A 15,958-nucleotide genomic window follows, 5' to 3' on the forward strand; every position below is an offset into this window, starting at 1 on the left:
TTCCTCGGCGGGCACGAGGTGCCGGTGCGGGGCGGACGTGGTCGTCTCACTCGCGGAACTTGAGCACCTCGGTCACCGGCACCGACCGGGTGTCGTGCGCGGTGGCGAGCCGCACCACCACGTACGCCCCCACCGCGAGCCCGGCCATCACCGCGACGTCGCGCGGGGTGACGAAGAACGGGATGCCGAGCGGCAGTTGGACAGTCATCAGCCGCCAGACCCGGCTCATGATCACCACTGCCACCGGGATGGCCACCGCCATGCTGCCGACCACCAGCCACAGGTAGTTGTCGAGATAGAGCCGGGCCACCTGTCGGTCGCTGTAGCCGAGCGCCTTGAGCAGCGAGATCGAGTACCGCTGCCGGGCGACGACCATGCGGATCAGCACGTACAGGACCACGACCATGATCAGCATCGACGACCAGGTGACCAGCGAGACGATCCGGGAGAGCAGCGCGTTGAACTTCACCACCCCGGCGAGCATCTCCTCGCGGGTGGTGTGACTGAGCACCCGATCGGGGTCGAGGTCCAGCGGATGGTCCGACAGCAGGGAGTTGTAGTAGGGCTCGGTCGCTCCCCCGGCCGTGGCGGCCATCCGCTCCGCGGCCACCGGGACCGCCGGGTCCAGCAGCGCTTCGGCGTTGGCCGGCGTGGTGAAGCCGAAGGCGATCGCGTCGTAGTCGGCGATCCGTACGACCCGGAAGGCCCAGTTGAGCGACCTGCCGTCGCTCAGGGCGATGGTGTCGCCCACCCTCAACCGGTACTTCTGCGCGGCCGCCTTCGACAGCACCAGGTCGTGCTGGCCCAGTCCGCTCACGTCGACCGGGAAGTACGTGTCGCCCGGCTGGATGCCGAGCACGGTGAGCGCTTTTCCTCGACGCCCGTCGGCGCCGAGCACCTGCATCCCGACCGCGACGGCCGGATGGGCGCCGGGCGGCACCTGCGTCAGATCGGGAAACTGCAGCGTGTAGTAGTCGTGGAAGGTGAGGTCGGCCTCGGCCCGGGCCAGGTAGGCGTCCATCGAGGTGCGCATCCCGAGTCCGAACGCCATCAGCAGGGTGCACAGCAGCAGGCCCGCCGCGATCAGCAGGTAGCTGCCCAGGGTCCGCAGGCCCTGCCGCACCCGGAACATCGTCACGAACGGCAGCCGGTCCAGCCGCAGCGGCAGTGCCGGGCCGGCCGATGCCTGGGGGCGCAGCAGCTCCTGGGTCGGACGGGCCAGCGCGGCGCGGACGACCAGGACGTTGACCAGTGCGACCAGGGCGAGCGGGCCCGCGATGGCCCCCGCCACCAGCGGTGCGGACGGCTCGACCGACACCGCGGGGATCGAGTAGTAACCGGTGACCAGGCCCAGGGAGGGCGCCATCAGTCGGCCGAGGACCGTGCCGAGCGACGAGCCGACCGCCGTGACCGCCAACGGCAACACCAGGTAGGAGCGCAGCAGCGACGCCCCGGTCGTTCCCATCGCCGAGAGGGTGCCGATCACCACCGCGTCGCGCAGGATCCGGTCCCGGGAGAACTCGGCGAGGACATACGCGACGAGCAGCATCACCAGGATCGTCGACACCAGCGTCACGACCAGGGTGGTGCGGGCGTCCGAGGTGGCCCCGGTGATCCGCGGATTGTCCGCAGCGGGCAGGAACAGCGACATCGCCGGCACGCTGAGCGGCACCCCGGAGGCACTGGCTGCCTCGACCGCCCGCGGGACGTACGGATTACGGGCCACGCCAGGATCCAGTGACACCCGCTGCAGCTGCCGGCGCAACTGGTCCTGGGTGCCACCCTCCAGCAGGTAGCCGTACGCCGACACCACGTCGCGCGGATGGGCCGCCGCCAGCGCCTCGTACGTCACGGGATCGACCACCATCAGCGCGAACCCGAGCGGGTCGCTGGTCTGGCCGGGGGTCGGGCTGGCCAGTGTGTAGTCCGGCAGGCTGCCGATGCCGCTGATCCGCAGCGGCCGACCGTCGACGCTCACCGTGTCGCCGACCTGCAGGCCGTGCGCGGCGGCGTGCTGCTTCTCGACCATCGCCTCCGCCGGGCTGCTCGGCAGGGTGCCGGCGTCGAGGGTCGGCCGGCTGACCGCCTGGTCGGCACGGAAGACGCGGACGGTGGTGGCCCGGTCGCCGGAACGGCCCGGCACGTCGACGTAGGGTGTGGGCACGATCCGCGCGCCGACGGCCTCGGCGTCGGCGAGTTGCGGGGCGGTGAGCGGGGTGTCGGTGATGAACATGCCGTCGGCGAGCTGTCCTGCGCGTGCCCCGAGCGCGATCCCGCGCAGGGTCGCGGTCGAGGAGGCGAGCAGTCCGACGACGAGGCCCAGTCCGACGGTCAGCAGCACCGCGATCGCGGTCCAGCGGGCCCACGTGGTCCGGAACCCGCGCCACTGGTGGCGGACGGTGAGCAGGACGGTCGCGGCGGTCATCGGTCGAGACTCCGGCTCACCAGTCGAGGTCGGCGACGGGGCGCGGGGCAGGGTTGGCCTCGTCACGGACGACCCGGCCGTCCTGCAGTTCGATGACCTGGTCGGCGATCGCGGTGATCGCCTCGTTGTGGGTCACCATGATCAGCGTCGCGCCGTAGCGTCGGTGCACGTCCTCGAGCACCTCCAGCATCTGCTGTGAGGTGTGCCGGTCCAGTGCGCCGGTCGGCTCGTCGCACAGCAGCAGGTCGGAGCCTTTGACCAGTGCCCGGGCGATGGCACAGCGCTGTTGTTGGCCGCCGGACAGTTGGGCGGGGAACTTGTGCTGGTGCTCGGCCATCCCCAGGTGTTCCAGCAGGTCGTCGAGGTCGAGCGGGCGGCGGACGAGCTGGGCGGTGACCTGGATGTTCTCCCGTACGGTCAGGTCGGGCACCAGGTTGTAGAACTGGAAGACGAAACCGACGTGGCGCCGCCGGTAGCGGGTGAGCTCCCGGGACGACAGCGAGGTGACGACCTGGTCGGCCACCCGGATCGTGCCGGCGTCCGGGCTGTCCAGGCCGCCGATCGCGTTGAGCAGGGTGGACTTCCCCGATCCCGAGGCCCCGACGATGATGCAGCGTGCGCCCCGGGCGACGTCGAAGGACACGTCGTGGAGCACCTCGACCCGTGACTCCCCCACGCCGAAGTGGCGTGACACTCCCTCGACGCGGACATGGGCCGCGGTGGTCTGCTCGTTCATCCCGACCAGTGTTCCACCCGACGCCCGGTGTGCCGCCTGTCGGCGACGAGGTGGCAGCACCGATCAGCACTCGACAGCACCGATCAGCACTCGACAGCACCGATCAGCACCCAACAGGGATGGACACGCTCCCGGAGGCTCGCCGTCGCCCGACGTTCAGGATTCCTTCAGGAATCCGCCATCCTGCAGCACTAGCGTCCCGGCGTCCCCGACGAATGGAGCATCATGCCCAGCTTTCGCCAAGCCTGGGCCGCCGCCGTGGCGCTCGCGCTGCTCGGCACCGGCACCGGCCTCGCCGCGCCGGCCCGCGCCGCCGACCCCCTCCCCCGCATCCCCGGCCGGGCCGCCACCGCGGACTCGGTGACTCTGGCCGTCATCGGCGACTACGGCAGCTGCGGTGTCGACCGGTCCTGCGACAACGAACAGGCCGTGGCCGACCTGGTGCACTCCTGGAACGCCGACGCCATCCTCACGGTCGGCGACAACACCTACCAGCAGGGCCTGCCTGCAGAGATCGTCAAGGCCCAAGCGCCGTACAAGGCCGACATCGACGCGGGCCGGTTCTTCCCCGTGATGGGCAACCACGACTACGGCAACGGCTGCAGCCCGGAGTCGGTGCAGCCCAGCCTCGACTACTTCAGGGTGCCGGCCGCCTTCGTCGCCGGTTTCGGCAACGGGCTGGTCGACTTCCTCAATCCTGACGCCAACTGCCAGACCGGCGACAACCCGGCCATCCTCGGCGCGTACCAGGCCGCCATCGCCTCCTCCACGGCCGCCTGGCAGCTGACCGGTGCCCACCAGCCGGTCTTCTCCTCCGGCAAGGCCGGCAACAACCCCGATCGTGCCTGGGTGCTGCAGCCGGGAGTCGACCTGGTGCTGTCGGGCCACGACCACCACGCCGAGCAGATCACCACCGCCGACGGCTACCACCTCGCGATCACCGGCAACGGTGGCGACGGCATCACCCCTCTGTTCGGCGCGACGACCGGCAGTGTGTACCGCGACGCCTCGTACTTCGGGGCGATGCGGCTGACCGTCACCCGGGACGCGCTCACCGCCGAGTTCGTCGGCACCGACCGCCAGGTCCACTACTCGTACACCCTCAAGAAGGATGCCGCGGGGAGGGCGTACGTCGCCGAGCACTCCCCCTGGCAGGACCCGGCCACCGGCGGGAACAACGCCAACCCGGTCCCGGCCACCGACCGGGTGTCCTTCGACACCGCAGCGGGCACCTCCGACGGACTGAGCGCCGTGGCGTACGAGGACGGCCCCTTCCAGCAGGCCACCGTCGACGGACGCAATGCCCTCCAGCTGACGACGAACCCTCGCGGCGGCGCCAACTACCTCTATCTGCACGCCGACGATGCGAAGCTCAGCGGCGGTCCGTACAACGCCACCGCGACGGTCCAGTACCGCTCCGAGGTCGCCGGAAGCTTCTCCCTGCAGTACGACAACACCGCCACTGGTTCCGCGTACAGCCCGTCGACGAGCGTGACGATCGCCCCCGACCAGGTCGGCCAGTGGCGTACGGCGACCATCCCGCTGCCGAACATCTCCTTCACCAACCGCCAGAACGGCGCGTCGGACATCCGCCTGCTCGCTCCGGCCAATCTTCCGCTGGCCGTGTCCGGCATCTCGCTGGCCGTCGAGCAGATCCCGTCGGCAGGCACCGGCCCGGCCGTCGACGCCGTGGAGATGCGGATCGGTTCGGAGCCCGACGGCCTGACCTGGATCCCGTACGAGTCGGGTCCGGCCCACGAGATCACCGTCGACGGGCGCCGCGCGCTGCAGATCGACCGCAACACCTTCAACTCGGGCAACAACCTCTACCTGGGTGTCGACGACCGCTACGTCATCGGCGGGCCGTACACGGCGATGGCGACCATCGAATACCGCTCGCCGGTCAGCGGCTCCTTCGTGCTGCAGTACGAGAACAAGGCCACCGGCCAGGCGTACCAGTCGACCGACCGGGTGCAGATCCGTCCGGAGGCCGTCGACCGCTGGCAGGTCGTCTCGCTCAGCATGAACAGCGCCATGTTCCAGAACCGCCAGAACGGCAACGCCGACATGCGCCTGGTCGGGGCCAGCAACCTTCCGCTGGTGATCGGGTCGATCCGGGTCGACCTGCTGACCACCCCCGCCCAGGTCGCCGCCCGCGACACCGTCGCCGCTGCGGAGAAGGCCGCCGCCCCCACCGGTGGGATCCGCACCGACGCCCAGCTCACGGCGGCCCAGCAGGCGCTGGCCACCGCGCAGGAGAAGGTCGCTTCCCTGCCGGCCGGCCAGCTGCGTACGCGCTTCGAGGCCCGGCTCGCCGCGGTGACCTCCACGGTGCAGGCCGCCGCCGAGGAACTGCGGATCAAGGCCGCCATCGCCAAGGCCACCACGCTGCTCTCGGGGATCACCACCGCCGACCTGACGACGGCCCCGGCCCTGGACGGCGCGATCACCGACCTGGCCACTGCCCGCGACCTGATCGCCTCGGTCCCCGCCGAGCGCCGCGGCACGCTGCCGGCCGACGCGAACACGGAGCTGGTCAGGATCGGGGACGCCATCGCCACGTATGTCCGTGACCAGCACGGCGACCAGCCGACGCCGATGAGTGACGGATGGCTGACCACCGTGGTGGACGCGCAGTACACCCGTGGGGGCGCGGACGGTCTCAAGGGCCGGGTGCAGTCCCTGGTGAGCCGCACCGCCACCGGTGAGCGGGTGAACGACGCGATCGCGGCCTACCTGGCCGGTCGCTGACCTTCGATTCATCGAGGGCCGCGCCACACCGGCGTCTCCGGGCGTCCGGTGTCGGGCATCGGGTGCGACGATGAGGCCATGTCTGACGTACGTGTGAGAGTGGCCGGGCCTGCCGACCTCGAGGCCTTGGTCGAGCTGCGCGCCGAGATGTTTCGCGCGATGGGGACATCGGACACATGCGGTCCGTGGCGGGTGACGGCCCGCCAGTGGTTCGCCGACCGCCTCGATCACCCGGACTACCGCATCATGGTGGTCGAGGCGGCGGGAGGCGTCGTCGCGTGCGCGGTGGGCGCCATCCGGGACGCCGCCCCCTCCCCTGCCAGTCCGGATGGTCGGGACGTCCTGGTGAGCAATGTCTGCACCGCAGAGCCCTTCAGAGGGCTGGGCTACGGGCGGGCGGCGTTCGACGCGGTGCTGGCATGGGCTCGCCGGACGGGCGTCGGTCGCGCCGAGCTGATGGCGACCGAGGCCGGTCTGCCCCTCTACGAGCGCGCCGGCTTCGTGGCGCAGCAGTGCGTGGCGATGCGGGCCACGCTGTGCTGAAGCGGGCCGTTCGTGGGTGGCCTAGGCTGCCCCTGTGACTGAGGGAACGATCCGTACGGTGGCGGTGGTCGGCGCCGGGGCGATGGGGGCCATGTACGCGGCGCACTTCGCCGAGGCCGGGCTGGAGACCTGGCTGGTCGCGAGTGGCGAGCGGGCCGAGCGGCTGCGCTCGACCGGCCTGACCGTCAACGGGGAGCCGCTGCACGCCGAGGTGGTCGATCCGGCGCTGACCGCCGACCGGACCGCGGATCTCGTCCTCATCGCCGTCAAGCACCGGCAACTGGCCGAGGCCATCGCCGAGGTCGCCCCGCTTGTCGGCGATCAGACCACTTTCCTGTCTGTCCTCAACGGGCTGGACAGCGAGCAGGCCATCGCCGCGGCGTACGGCAGCGAGCGGGTGCTGTTGTGCATCGCCCTGGCCATGGACGCCCAGCGCGACGGTGACCGGGTCATCTTCCGCCAGCCGGGGCGCCTGGCGATCGGCGTGGGGTCCGGCCTCGGGACGGCAGAGCGGCTGCAGGCGACGCAGCAGGTGCTGGACCGGGCCGGACTGGTCTGGGTCGCACCGGTGGACATGCCCCACGAGATGTGGTGGAAGTTCCTGGTCAACGTGGGCATCAACCAGGCATCCGCGGTGCGACGGGAGCCGTACGGCGCGTTCCAGCACGACGGACCGGGTCGCTCGCTGATGCTGGCGCTGATGGACGAGGTGATCGCCGTGGCCCGGCCGGAGGGCATCGACCTGGGCGAGGCCGACCTGGCCGCCTGGGACCGAGTGCTCGCCGGTCAACCGCCCCAGGGCCAGACCTCGATGTACCAGGACGTGCTCGCCGGCCGACCCACCGAAGTCGACATCTTCGCCGGCCACGTAGTCGCCCTGGGCGCCCGGCACGGCATCCCGACCCCCTACAACCAGGCGATGCAGTGGATCCTGGCCTGAGAGGGGCGGCTCAGCGGGCCTGCGGAAGCTTCACCCCACGGCCACGCCGTGGATTGGACGGCGGTGGGACCACCGGCCCGATGTTCCCGTCGGGAGCCTGGTCGAGATCCACAATGACTGGCGCGTGGTCGCTCGGCCCGGTGCCCTTCCGGGCGGCCCGGTCCACCCACGCGGCGGCGACCCGTGTCGCCACCGGGGCGGAGGCCAGCACCAGGTCGATCCGCATCCCCAGATCCTGGTGGAACATCCCGGCGCGGTAGTCCCAGTAGGAGAACACCCGCTCGGTCGGCCAGTGCGCCCGCACCACGTCGGTGAGCCCGAACGCCGCGAGGCGCTCCCTCTCGGGCCCGGTGACGTGGGTCTGACCCTCGTACGCCGCGGGATCGAACACGTCGGCATCCGTCGGGGCGATGTTCATGTCACCGCACAGCAGCACCTCGGACGGCCCGCCGGCCACCGCCGTCGCCAGCGCGTCGAGCCACGCCAGCTTGTAGGCGTAGTGGTCGGAGCCGACCTCGCGCCCGTTCGGCACGTACAGGCTGTGGACCCGCACACCGCCACAGGTGGCGCTGATCGCGCGCGCCTCGGGACGTCCCTCGAAGTCCGGTTGGCCGGCGAATCCTGTCTCGACCTCGTCCAGTCCGACCCGGGACAGCAACGCGACCCCGTTCCACTGGCCCTGGCCGTGGTGGGCGATCTGATAGCCCAGCTCCGCCAACGGTGCGGCGAGCAGGTCGGTGAAGGCGTCGTCGGACAGTTTGGTCTCCTGGAGACAGACGACGTCCGGGCGCCGCTCCTCCAGCCAGGGCAGCAGCCGGGGAATGCGCTGCTTCACCGAGTTCACGTTCCAGGTGGCGATCCTCACGGACCCGACGCTACCGCCGATGGACGCGACGCGGAACGGCTCACCGGCTCGGCGAGGGGCGGGGACGACAGGATCCCGCGGGCCCGGCCCTGCGTGTCGCCGCGGGCGCGGCGCAGCTCAGGCCTGGTCGATGGCGCGCAGCGTCTCGCTGGTCCCCGACACGATCAGATGATCGCCCGCGTCGATGCGGCGATCATCGGAGGGCCGGTGGTCGTAGCGGCGTGATTCCTCGATGATCGCCAGGGTGAAGATGCCACGGGCACGCAGGGCACCCACCGTCGTCCCGACGAGCCGGCTCGACGGGACGACCTGCACCTCCTCGATGGAGAAGTCCAGTTCCGTGTTGGACATCGCGGCGTCGATGAAGTCGACGACTGCGGGACGTACGGCGAGCTGGGCCATCCGACGTCCACCCATCACGTACGGCGACACGGCCCGGTCGGCGCCGGCCTGCTGCAGCTTGGCGATGCCTTCCGTGGAACTCGCGCGGCCCACGATGAAGAGGCCGGGATTGAGCGAGCGGGCGGTCAGGACGACGAAGACATTGTCCGGATCGGAGTCGACGCAGGTGACCAGGCCACTGGCCCGCTCCACCCCGGCGCTCACCAGGGTCTCGTCGGCGGTGGCGCTGCCCGGGACGATCGGGATGCCGGCCTCCGCGGCCCGGGTGGTGGAGGCCTGGTCGACGTCGACCACCACCACCTCGTGTCCGGCCTCCAGCAGCTCGCGGACCACCATCGACCCGACCCGCCCGTACCCGCAGACGATGTAGTGACCGCTGAGTCGGTCAACTCGCTTCTGCATCCGCCTGGCCCTCCTCGTTCCGGTCATCGCCCGTTGCATCAGTGCGTCGGCCATCACGCCGACGGTCCCGAAGACGACGCCCACCGAGACGAAGGACAGCACGATCGTCCAGATCTTGCCGACCGGGTCCATCGGGTGTTCGCCGCTGAAGCCCACCGTGGCGAGCACGTTGACCGCCATGTAGAGGCTCTCGAAGAAGGTCCAGTCGGGCTGCGACCAGTAGAAGCCCAGCGACCCGACCAGGGTGACCACCGCCATGATGCCGACCCACACCACGATCACCCGCACCGCCGGGTCGCGGGTGACGCTCCCCCCGGGGGCGCTTCTCCATGGCCGCGATCCTATGACACAGGGCCTTCGCAGCCCGTGCCGTGTCGACATCAGCGAGCCGGCGGGCGCCGTCCCCACGGCGGGCGGCGGCGTCCCGGCGACGTTATCGAATCGCCGTCGTACGGTCGACGTCCAGCGCCGACACCCGTGCCATGCTGGGGTCATCCGGACGTCTCACACCGTGGCGTGACGCCACCTGCCGAAGGACTCTGACATGGGGATCGCCGCCCGCGCGCGTGCCGCACTTGCCACTGTGGCTGTGGCCGCACTGCTCGTGACGGGATGTACGCCGTCCCGGACGGCCTCACCGGGTGCCACCGCCGAGCCGACAGCCACCGCGTCCGCGCTCTCTCCGTCTCCGTCGCCGTCCGCGTCGGCCCCGACACCGTCGCCCACCCCCACCGGGGCCACTCCCTCGCCGCGACCGACCGCCGGACCGGCGATCCTGGAGCGCGGCGACTCCGGTCAGCAGGTCCGTGACCTGCAGGCCCGGCTCAAGCAGATCGGCTGGTTCTCCGGGTCCGTCACCGGCTACTACGGTGACGCGACCGTCACGGCGGTCAAGGGCTTCCAGACCAAGCGTGGTCTGCCGGTCACCGGTGCGGTCGACCAGACCACCCAGGATCGGCTGCGGGCGATGACCCACACGCCCACGGCTGCTGAGCTCGCCGACAGCTCGTCGGGCCGCGGGACCAGCACGGCCGGGCTCGACCCGCGGTGTCTGACCGGTCGGGCCATCTGCATCAGCAAGTCCACCCGCAAGCTGGTGTGGGTGGTGGACGGCCAGCCCCAGCTACGGATGGACGTACGGTTCGGCTCGGAGCTGACCCCCACTCGTGAGGGCTCGTTCCAGGTGGAGTGGAAGTCCCGGGACTGGGTCTCGACGCTCTATCACACCCCGATGCCGTACTCGATGTTCTTCTCCGGCGGTCAGGCGGTGCACTACTCCTCCGACTTCGCCGCACGCGGCTACAACGGGTCGTCGCACGGCTGTGTCAATGTCCGCGACTACAACGGCATCGCCACCCTCTACAGCCAGGTGCGCGTCGGCGACAAGGTGATCGTCTACCGCTGACCTCGACCGACACCTCAACCTGAGGTTGAGGGTTGAGACTTGAGGGTTGCTGGGGCAGGCGCTGCCGCGACACGTTCTCCTTTGTCGTGGCGCGGTGACCGAGGACATGGCGGTGACCCCCGGAGTCGTGACGGACGTCTCCCGAGGACATGACCGTCGGGGCTCCCCCGGGACGGACGTGACCTCCGGGACGCGCAATGATGGCCTCGTCCGACGCCGGCCTCGCTCCTCGTGCCCGTTCCGGGGTGACGCAGGGGCTCGCCCGGTCCGCGCGGAGTGTCTTGCCCGAAAGGAAGAGCCATGCCCCACCCGTCCGACCTGCCCACTGCCGCTGCCACGGACGACCGTCCGGTCGGCTCCGACAGTCGTTCGCCGCTGCTGCGCAGTGAAGACTGGTGGTCGGTGTGGGTGGGCCTTTTCCTCGTCGTCCTCAGCGTCCTGCTGTGGGCGCTGGGCGGCAGCATCGCGGCGATCGCCCCGCAGATCGCGAAGTGGAGTTCGTTCCCGGCGCTGGGCGCCCAGCTCGGTGGTCATGCCGTCACCATCGTCGCCCTCTATGTCGTCCTCGGCGCGCTGTTCACCCTGGTCGCACAGTTCCTCCGGATCCGTACGGCGCACTTCGTCGCCGGGTTCACCGCCCTCTTCCTGGGCGCGGTGGTCATCACCATCGTTGCCACCTGGTCATGGGCGAGCGCCTACAACCTCGAGGCGCCCCTGGTCGCCCTGGTGGTGGGCCTGCTGGTCGGCAACCTCGCCCCCGCCCCGGCCTGGCTCGACTCCGCCCTGCGCACCGAGCTCTATGTGAAGGTGGGCATCGTGCTGCTCGGGGCAACACTCCCCTTCACCCTCATCGTGAAGGCCGGCCCGGTCGCCTTCGTCCAGGCCACGGTGATCGCGCTGGCGACGTTTCTGGTGATCTACGTCGTCGGCACCCGGCTGCTCGGTCTCGACCAGCGTTTCGCCGCGACCCTCGGTGCCGGCGGATCGATCTGTGGCGTGTCGGCCTCCATCGCCGTCGGCTCGTCGGTCAAGGCGAAGAAGGAACAGGTCTCGGTCACCATCTCGCTCGTCGTGGTCTGGGCGGTGGCTGCGATCTTCCTGCTGACCGCCATCGCGAAGGCCCTCGGTCTCCATCCCGGGGTGGCCGGCGCCTGGATCGGGTCCTCGGAGTTCGCCGACGCCGCCGGTATCACCGCGGCCAGCGCCTTCGGGGAGCAAGGGTTGGCCGCGTTCACCCTGGTCAAGGTGGTCGGGCGGGACATCTTCATCGGCATCTGGAGCCTGATCCTCGCCGTGATCGCCATCACCTACTGGGATCGGCGGGATGCTGCGGCTGCCGGCGCGCCGCGGCCCCGGGTCGATGTCGCCCAGATCTGGCACCGGTTCCCGAAGTTCGTCCTCGGCTTCTTCGTGGGCTCGATCGTGCTGACCGTGTTGATCCTCGCGGTGGGAACAGCCGGCTCGGCCGCGGTCACCACCGACGTGATCAACCCGATCAAGGACATCAGGACCTGGGTGTTCACCCTCACCTTCCTGTCGATCGGTCTCACCACCCGGTTCCGCGATCTGACCTCGGTGGGCTGGCGTCCGCTGGCGGCTTTCAGTGCGGGTGCGGTGGTCAACATCCTGTTGGGCTTCGGGCTGTCGGCCGGTGTACTCGCCGGCTTCTGGTCCTCGCTCTGAGCAAGAGGACGTCCACCGCCATGAGACCCGACAACACGGTCTGCCGGGCCCGGATCATCGTCACCCTCGACCTCCCCGGCGGCGTCGGGCATGGCACCGCGGATCCCGCCGGGCTGCTCCGCGACCTTGCGGCGGCACGGGCGCGAATCGACCGCACGGAGGCGGTCGTCCGGGCCCTGGCCGACGCGGTCCCCGACCTGCAGGTCCGCCACACCCGACGCATGGTGGAACTGTCCACGTACGCCGCCGAGCTGGGCCGGGTCGAGACGATCCTGCGCGCGGCGGGCGCATTGCCACGGGAGTATCGCGTCGACGTCGAGTACTCACGCATGTGGGGCATGGTGTAGCGGTCGTGGGGACACCCGGTCAGTCGTGACAGCCCAGCACGCCGTACGGCCCCTCGCCACACCGGTGAGGTGCGACGAGGGGCCGTACGTTCGCTCGCGGTCAGCAGACCGTCGGGGGCCGCGTGGCTCAGCCGTACGCCACCTGTCGGTCGACCGCCCGACAGATCAGGCGCCCGACAGATCAGGCGCGGCCGGATGCCGCCCGGCGCCGGCGGGTGGTCGAGTCGATGATCACGGCCAGCAGGGTGACCAGGCCGGTGATGATGAACCGGATGGCCGAGTTGAGGTCCAGCAGGTCCAGGCCGTTGCTGATCGACTGGATGACGAAGATGCCCAGCAGTGCAGAGTAGGCCGAGCCGCGTCCACCGAAGAGGCTGGTCCCGCCGATCACCGCCGCAGCGATCGCGTTCAGGTTCACGTCACCGGTGCCGGTGCTCTGGTTCGCTGCCGCCAGGCGAGCGGCGAAGAGGACACCGCCGAGCGCGGCGAAGCTCGAACAGGTCATGAACACCGTCAGGTAGACCCGGCGGACGTTGATGCCGGCCCGTCGTGCCGCCTCGATGTTGCCACCGACGGCCATGATCGTACGGCCCCACTTGGTGCGCCGGATGACGAAGTCCATGATCGCGATCACGACCACGAACAGCACGAACATCAGCGGCACGCCACGGTCGCGGTCCAGGACGAGGGTGATCACGGCGAGCACCGCGGCCAGCAGCACCGCTCTCGTGACCACGATGCTCACCGGCACGGTGGACAGCCCGGCGACACTGCGGTGGCGGTTGGTGTTGAGCCCGGCCGCCAGGCTGACCAGGGCGGCCAGGACCGCCAGCAGGTAGCTCAACCAGGCGGGTAGGAACGTGCCGTTGGCGAACTGCACCAGGGCGGAGTCGAACGGGATGTTGACGGTGCCCTGGTTGCCCAGCACGAGGAGCTGAACGCCGAGGAAGGCGAGCAGGCCGGCCAGCGTGATGACGAAGCTCGGCACTCCGAACCGATTGAACACCACCCCGTACACCAGGCCGATCACGGTGCCGGAGAGCACCGCGAGCAGCACTGCGACGAGCAGCGGCAGGCCGGTGTTGACGAACGTCACGGCCACCACGGCGGCGGTGAGGCCCGACACCGACCCGACCGACAGGTCGATCTCGCCCAGCAGCAGGACGAAGATGATGCCCAGCGACAGGACGCCGATCGGCACCAGCTGGATCATCAGGTTGACCAGGTTCTGCGCCGAGATGAACGCCGGCGCCAGGATCGAGAAGATGACCCAGATCAGCACCAGGCCGATGACCACCGGCAGCGAACCGACGTCGCCACCGCGGAGCCGCAGGCCCTGGGCCTTCACCCAGCCCGCGATGCCCTCTTCCTGGATGAGGCGTTCGTCCTGCAGGTCGGCCGGCGGGATGGCCGGCGGGAGCTCCCCCGGCATCTCGGCGAGATCCCTGCGGGACGCACGCCGCGGCCCCGCCGGCCTGGCCGGTCCCGACTTCTCGGTGCTCATCGCTGGCTCCCTTCCTGGGGCGCGGCATTGCCGGGTTCGCCGCCGGCGTCCGGGCGCATGTTGTTGACGGCACCGGTGATGGCCGCGACGATCTGTTCGACCGTCGTGTCGGCCACCCGGTACTCGCCGTTGTTGCGACCCAGCCGCAGCACGACGACCCGGTCGGCGACCGCCATCACGTCGGCCATGTTGTGGCTGATCAGGATCACCGCCAGGCCGCGGTCCCGCAGCCGGCGGATCAGGTTGAGCACTTCCGCGGTCTGGGCGACGCCGAGGGCGGCGGTGGGCTCGTCGAGCATCACCAAGCGTGGCTCGCCGAGCAGGGCGCGGGCGATCGCCACGGTCTGGCGCTGGCCGCCGGACAGGCTGGCCACCGCGATGCGGACCGAGGGGATCTTGGCGCTCAACTCACGCAGCAGCCCCCAGGACCGCTTCTCCATCGCCACCTCGTCCAGCACCGAGGCGTGGGTGACCTCGCTGCCGAGGAAGAGGTTGGAGACGACGTCGAGGTTGTCACACAGTGCCAGGTCCTGGTGGACGGTGGCGATGCCGAGTTTCTGCGCCTGGGCCGGCGAGTGGATGTGCACTTCTTCGCCGTTGAAGAAGATGTGGCCCTCGTCGGCGAGGTGGACGCCGGCGATCGCCTTGATCAGTGTCGATTTCCCGGCACCGTTGTCACCGACGAGGGCCACCACCTCGCCCGCCCTGGCATGGAACTCGATGTCACTGAGCGCCTGCACGGCGCCGAACCGCTTCGCGATGCCCGTCATCGACAGGACCTCGGGCGGGGAGGTGGTGGTCATGGTCGTCTGCTCCTGTGATCCGGTCGGCTACTGGAGTCCTGCTGCCTTGCAGGCGTCGGCGTACTGCGTCGTGCAGATCTGCGCGACCGTGTAGAAGCCGTCCTTGACGACGGTGTCCTTGATGTTGGTCTTGGTCACCGCGACCGGGGTGAGCAGCGTCGCCGGGACTCCTTCCTGGGTGGACGAGGAAGCGGCGGGCTTGCCCGCGGCGAGCAACGCGGCGTTCTTGGCCGCGTCCTGGGCCTGCGGCTTGATCGCCTTGTAGACGGTCATCGCCTGGTCTCCGGCGAGGATCCGCTGGATGCCGGTGAGTTCGGCATCCTGGCCGGTCACCGGGACGATCGGGGAGACGCCGCCGGCCTTCAGGGCGGTGATCACACCACCGGCGGTGCCGTCATTGGCGGCGTACACGCCGACCAGGTTCGGCTTGACAGTCGTCAGCTGGCTCTCCATGAACGCCTGTGCCTTGTCCGGGCTCCAGTCGGGAGTGTCGTACTCGGCCTTGATGGTGAACCCCGCGGTGTCGAGGACACTGTGGGCGCCCTTCTTGAAGTCGGCCGCGTTCGCATCGGTCGGCGCACCGTTGACCATCACCAGGTCGCCGGAGGTCTTGCCCGCCTTGTGCAGGATGTCCACCAGGGTGGTCCCCTGCAGCTTGCCGACCTGCTGGTTGTCGAACGAGACGTAGTAGTCCGAGCCGGCGACGAAGCGGTCGTACGCGATCACCTTCACGCCCTTGGCCTTGGCCTGGTTGACGATGGTGACCGCCGACTTGCCGTCGACCGCGTCCAGCACCAGTACCTTGGCGCCCTGGGTCATCGCGGATTCGGCCTGTTGCTGCTGCCTGGCGGCGTCCTGGTTGGCGTTGTTGTAGATCAGGGTGCAGTTCGCGCACTCGGTCTTCAGCGCCTCTTCGAAGTACGGCTTGTCGAAGGTCTCGTAGCGGGTCGTCTTCGTCTCCGGCAGCAGCAGGGCGATCTTCGCCGCACTGCCGCCGGCCGGAGTGCTGGCACCGGGGGTGGCCTGGTTGCCACCGCAACCAGCGAGTGTCGCCAGGGACAACCCGGCGGCCAACCCCACAGCCGCCAGTCGGGTGAGTCGATTGTTCATTCGAACTCCTCAATCCGGGGATGGCGGACGGCCTCGTTGCCG

The 15,958-nt window shown here is 70.0% G+C and carries 13 protein-coding genes; 6 read left to right on the forward strand and 7 right to left on the reverse strand.

Annotation, left to right across the window (positions count from 1 at the left end; translation table 11 throughout):
• Nucleotides 1-46 precede the first annotated feature (46 nt).
• Both R0146_RS13065 and R0146_RS13070 read right to left on the reverse strand, forming a co-directional pair.
• Nucleotides 47-2,425 carry an ABC transporter permease gene (locus R0146_RS13065; RefSeq protein WP_317690288.1) on the reverse strand — a complete coding sequence of 793 codons (2,379 nt, stop codon included), beginning with the start codon at nucleotides 2,423-2,425 and terminating at the stop codon, nucleotides 47-49.
• Between the two features lie 16 nt (nucleotides 2,426-2,441).
• Nucleotides 2,442-3,161 (reverse strand): ABC transporter ATP-binding protein, encoded by a 720-nt coding sequence (locus R0146_RS13070; RefSeq protein ID WP_317690289.1) that lies wholly within the window; start codon nucleotides 3,159-3,161, stop codon nucleotides 2,442-2,444.
• A 225-nt stretch (nucleotides 3,162-3,386) separates the two neighbouring features.
• On the opposite strand from R0146_RS13070, the gene R0146_RS13075 reads away from it, so the two are divergent.
• The 3 genes from R0146_RS13075 to R0146_RS13085 all read left to right on the forward strand — a co-directional run bounded on the left by R0146_RS13075 (nucleotide 3,387) and on the right by R0146_RS13085 (nucleotide 7,395).
• The gene (locus R0146_RS13075) at nucleotides 3,387-5,912 is read left to right on the forward strand and encodes a metallophosphoesterase (RefSeq protein WP_317690290.1); all 2,526 of its coding nucleotides are present in this window, start codon (nucleotides 3,387-3,389) and stop codon (nucleotides 5,910-5,912) included.
• A gap of 78 nt (nucleotides 5,913-5,990) precedes the next feature.
• Nucleotides 5,991-6,455 carry a GNAT family N-acetyltransferase gene (locus tag R0146_RS13080; protein ID WP_317690291.1) on the forward strand — a complete coding sequence of 155 codons (465 nt, stop codon included), beginning with the start codon at nucleotides 5,991-5,993 and terminating at the stop codon, nucleotides 6,453-6,455.
• Nucleotides 6,456-6,489: 34 nt separating this feature from the next.
• Nucleotides 6,490-7,395, forward strand: coding sequence for a ketopantoate reductase family protein (locus R0146_RS13085; protein ID WP_317690292.1), 906 nt, complete (start codon nucleotides 6,490-6,492; stop codon nucleotides 7,393-7,395).
• Between the two features lie 10 nt (nucleotides 7,396-7,405).
• Here the strand turns inward: R0146_RS13085 and R0146_RS13090 are convergent, their stop codons facing one another.
• The gene (locus tag R0146_RS13090) at nucleotides 7,406-8,260 is read right to left on the reverse strand and encodes an exodeoxyribonuclease III (protein WP_317690293.1); all 855 of its coding nucleotides are present in this window, start codon (nucleotides 8,258-8,260) and stop codon (nucleotides 7,406-7,408) included.
• 117 nt (nucleotides 8,261-8,377) lie between these two features.
• Entirely contained in the window at nucleotides 8,378-9,346 is a 969-nt protein-coding gene (locus R0146_RS13095) for a potassium channel family protein (RefSeq protein WP_317690294.1), read from the reverse strand.
• 262 nt (nucleotides 9,347-9,608) lie between these two features.
• Here R0146_RS13095 and R0146_RS13100 point away from each other — a divergent pair, with 262 nt between their 5' ends.
• The 3 genes from R0146_RS13100 to R0146_RS13110 all read left to right on the forward strand — a co-directional run bounded on the left by R0146_RS13100 (nucleotide 9,609) and on the right by R0146_RS13110 (nucleotide 12,499).
• Nucleotides 9,609-10,469: a L,D-transpeptidase family protein gene (locus R0146_RS13100; RefSeq protein WP_317690295.1), complete on the forward strand. Its 861-nt coding sequence runs from the start codon at nucleotides 9,609-9,611 to the stop codon at nucleotides 10,467-10,469.
• Nucleotides 10,470-10,769: 300 nt separating this feature from the next.
• Nucleotides 10,770-12,152: a YeiH family protein gene (locus R0146_RS13105; RefSeq protein ID WP_317690296.1), complete on the forward strand. Its 1,383-nt coding sequence runs from the start codon at nucleotides 10,770-10,772 to the stop codon at nucleotides 12,150-12,152.
• Between the two features lie 20 nt (nucleotides 12,153-12,172).
• Nucleotides 12,173-12,499 carry a hypothetical protein gene (locus tag R0146_RS13110; protein ID WP_317690297.1) on the forward strand — a complete coding sequence of 109 codons (327 nt, stop codon included), beginning with the start codon at nucleotides 12,173-12,175 and terminating at the stop codon, nucleotides 12,497-12,499.
• A gap of 181 nt (nucleotides 12,500-12,680) precedes the next feature.
• Here the strand turns inward: R0146_RS13110 and R0146_RS13115 are convergent, their stop codons facing one another.
• From R0146_RS13115 to R0146_RS13125, 3 genes are read right to left on the reverse strand one after another with little or no spacing between them, the layout of a single operon-like run.
• On the reverse strand, nucleotides 12,681-14,003 hold the full coding sequence (locus R0146_RS13115) for a sugar ABC transporter permease (protein WP_317690298.1): 1,323 nt from the start codon (nucleotides 14,001-14,003) through the stop codon (nucleotides 12,681-12,683).
• Entirely contained in the window at nucleotides 14,000-14,806 is an 807-nt protein-coding gene (locus R0146_RS13120; RefSeq protein WP_317690299.1) for an ATP-binding cassette domain-containing protein, read from the reverse strand. Before R0146_RS13120 ends, R0146_RS13115 begins: the two co-directional genes overlap by 4 nt.
• A 27-nt stretch (nucleotides 14,807-14,833) precedes the next feature.
• The gene (locus R0146_RS13125) at nucleotides 14,834-15,916 is read right to left on the reverse strand and encodes a sugar ABC transporter substrate-binding protein (RefSeq protein ID WP_317690300.1); all 1,083 of its coding nucleotides are present in this window, start codon (nucleotides 15,914-15,916) and stop codon (nucleotides 14,834-14,836) included.
• Nucleotides 15,917-15,958: the final 42 nt, after the last annotated feature.

Source organism: Raineyella sp. LH-20 (genome assembly GCF_033110965.1).
Classification (GTDB): domain Bacteria; phylum Actinomycetota; class Actinomycetes; order Propionibacteriales; family Propionibacteriaceae; genus Raineyella.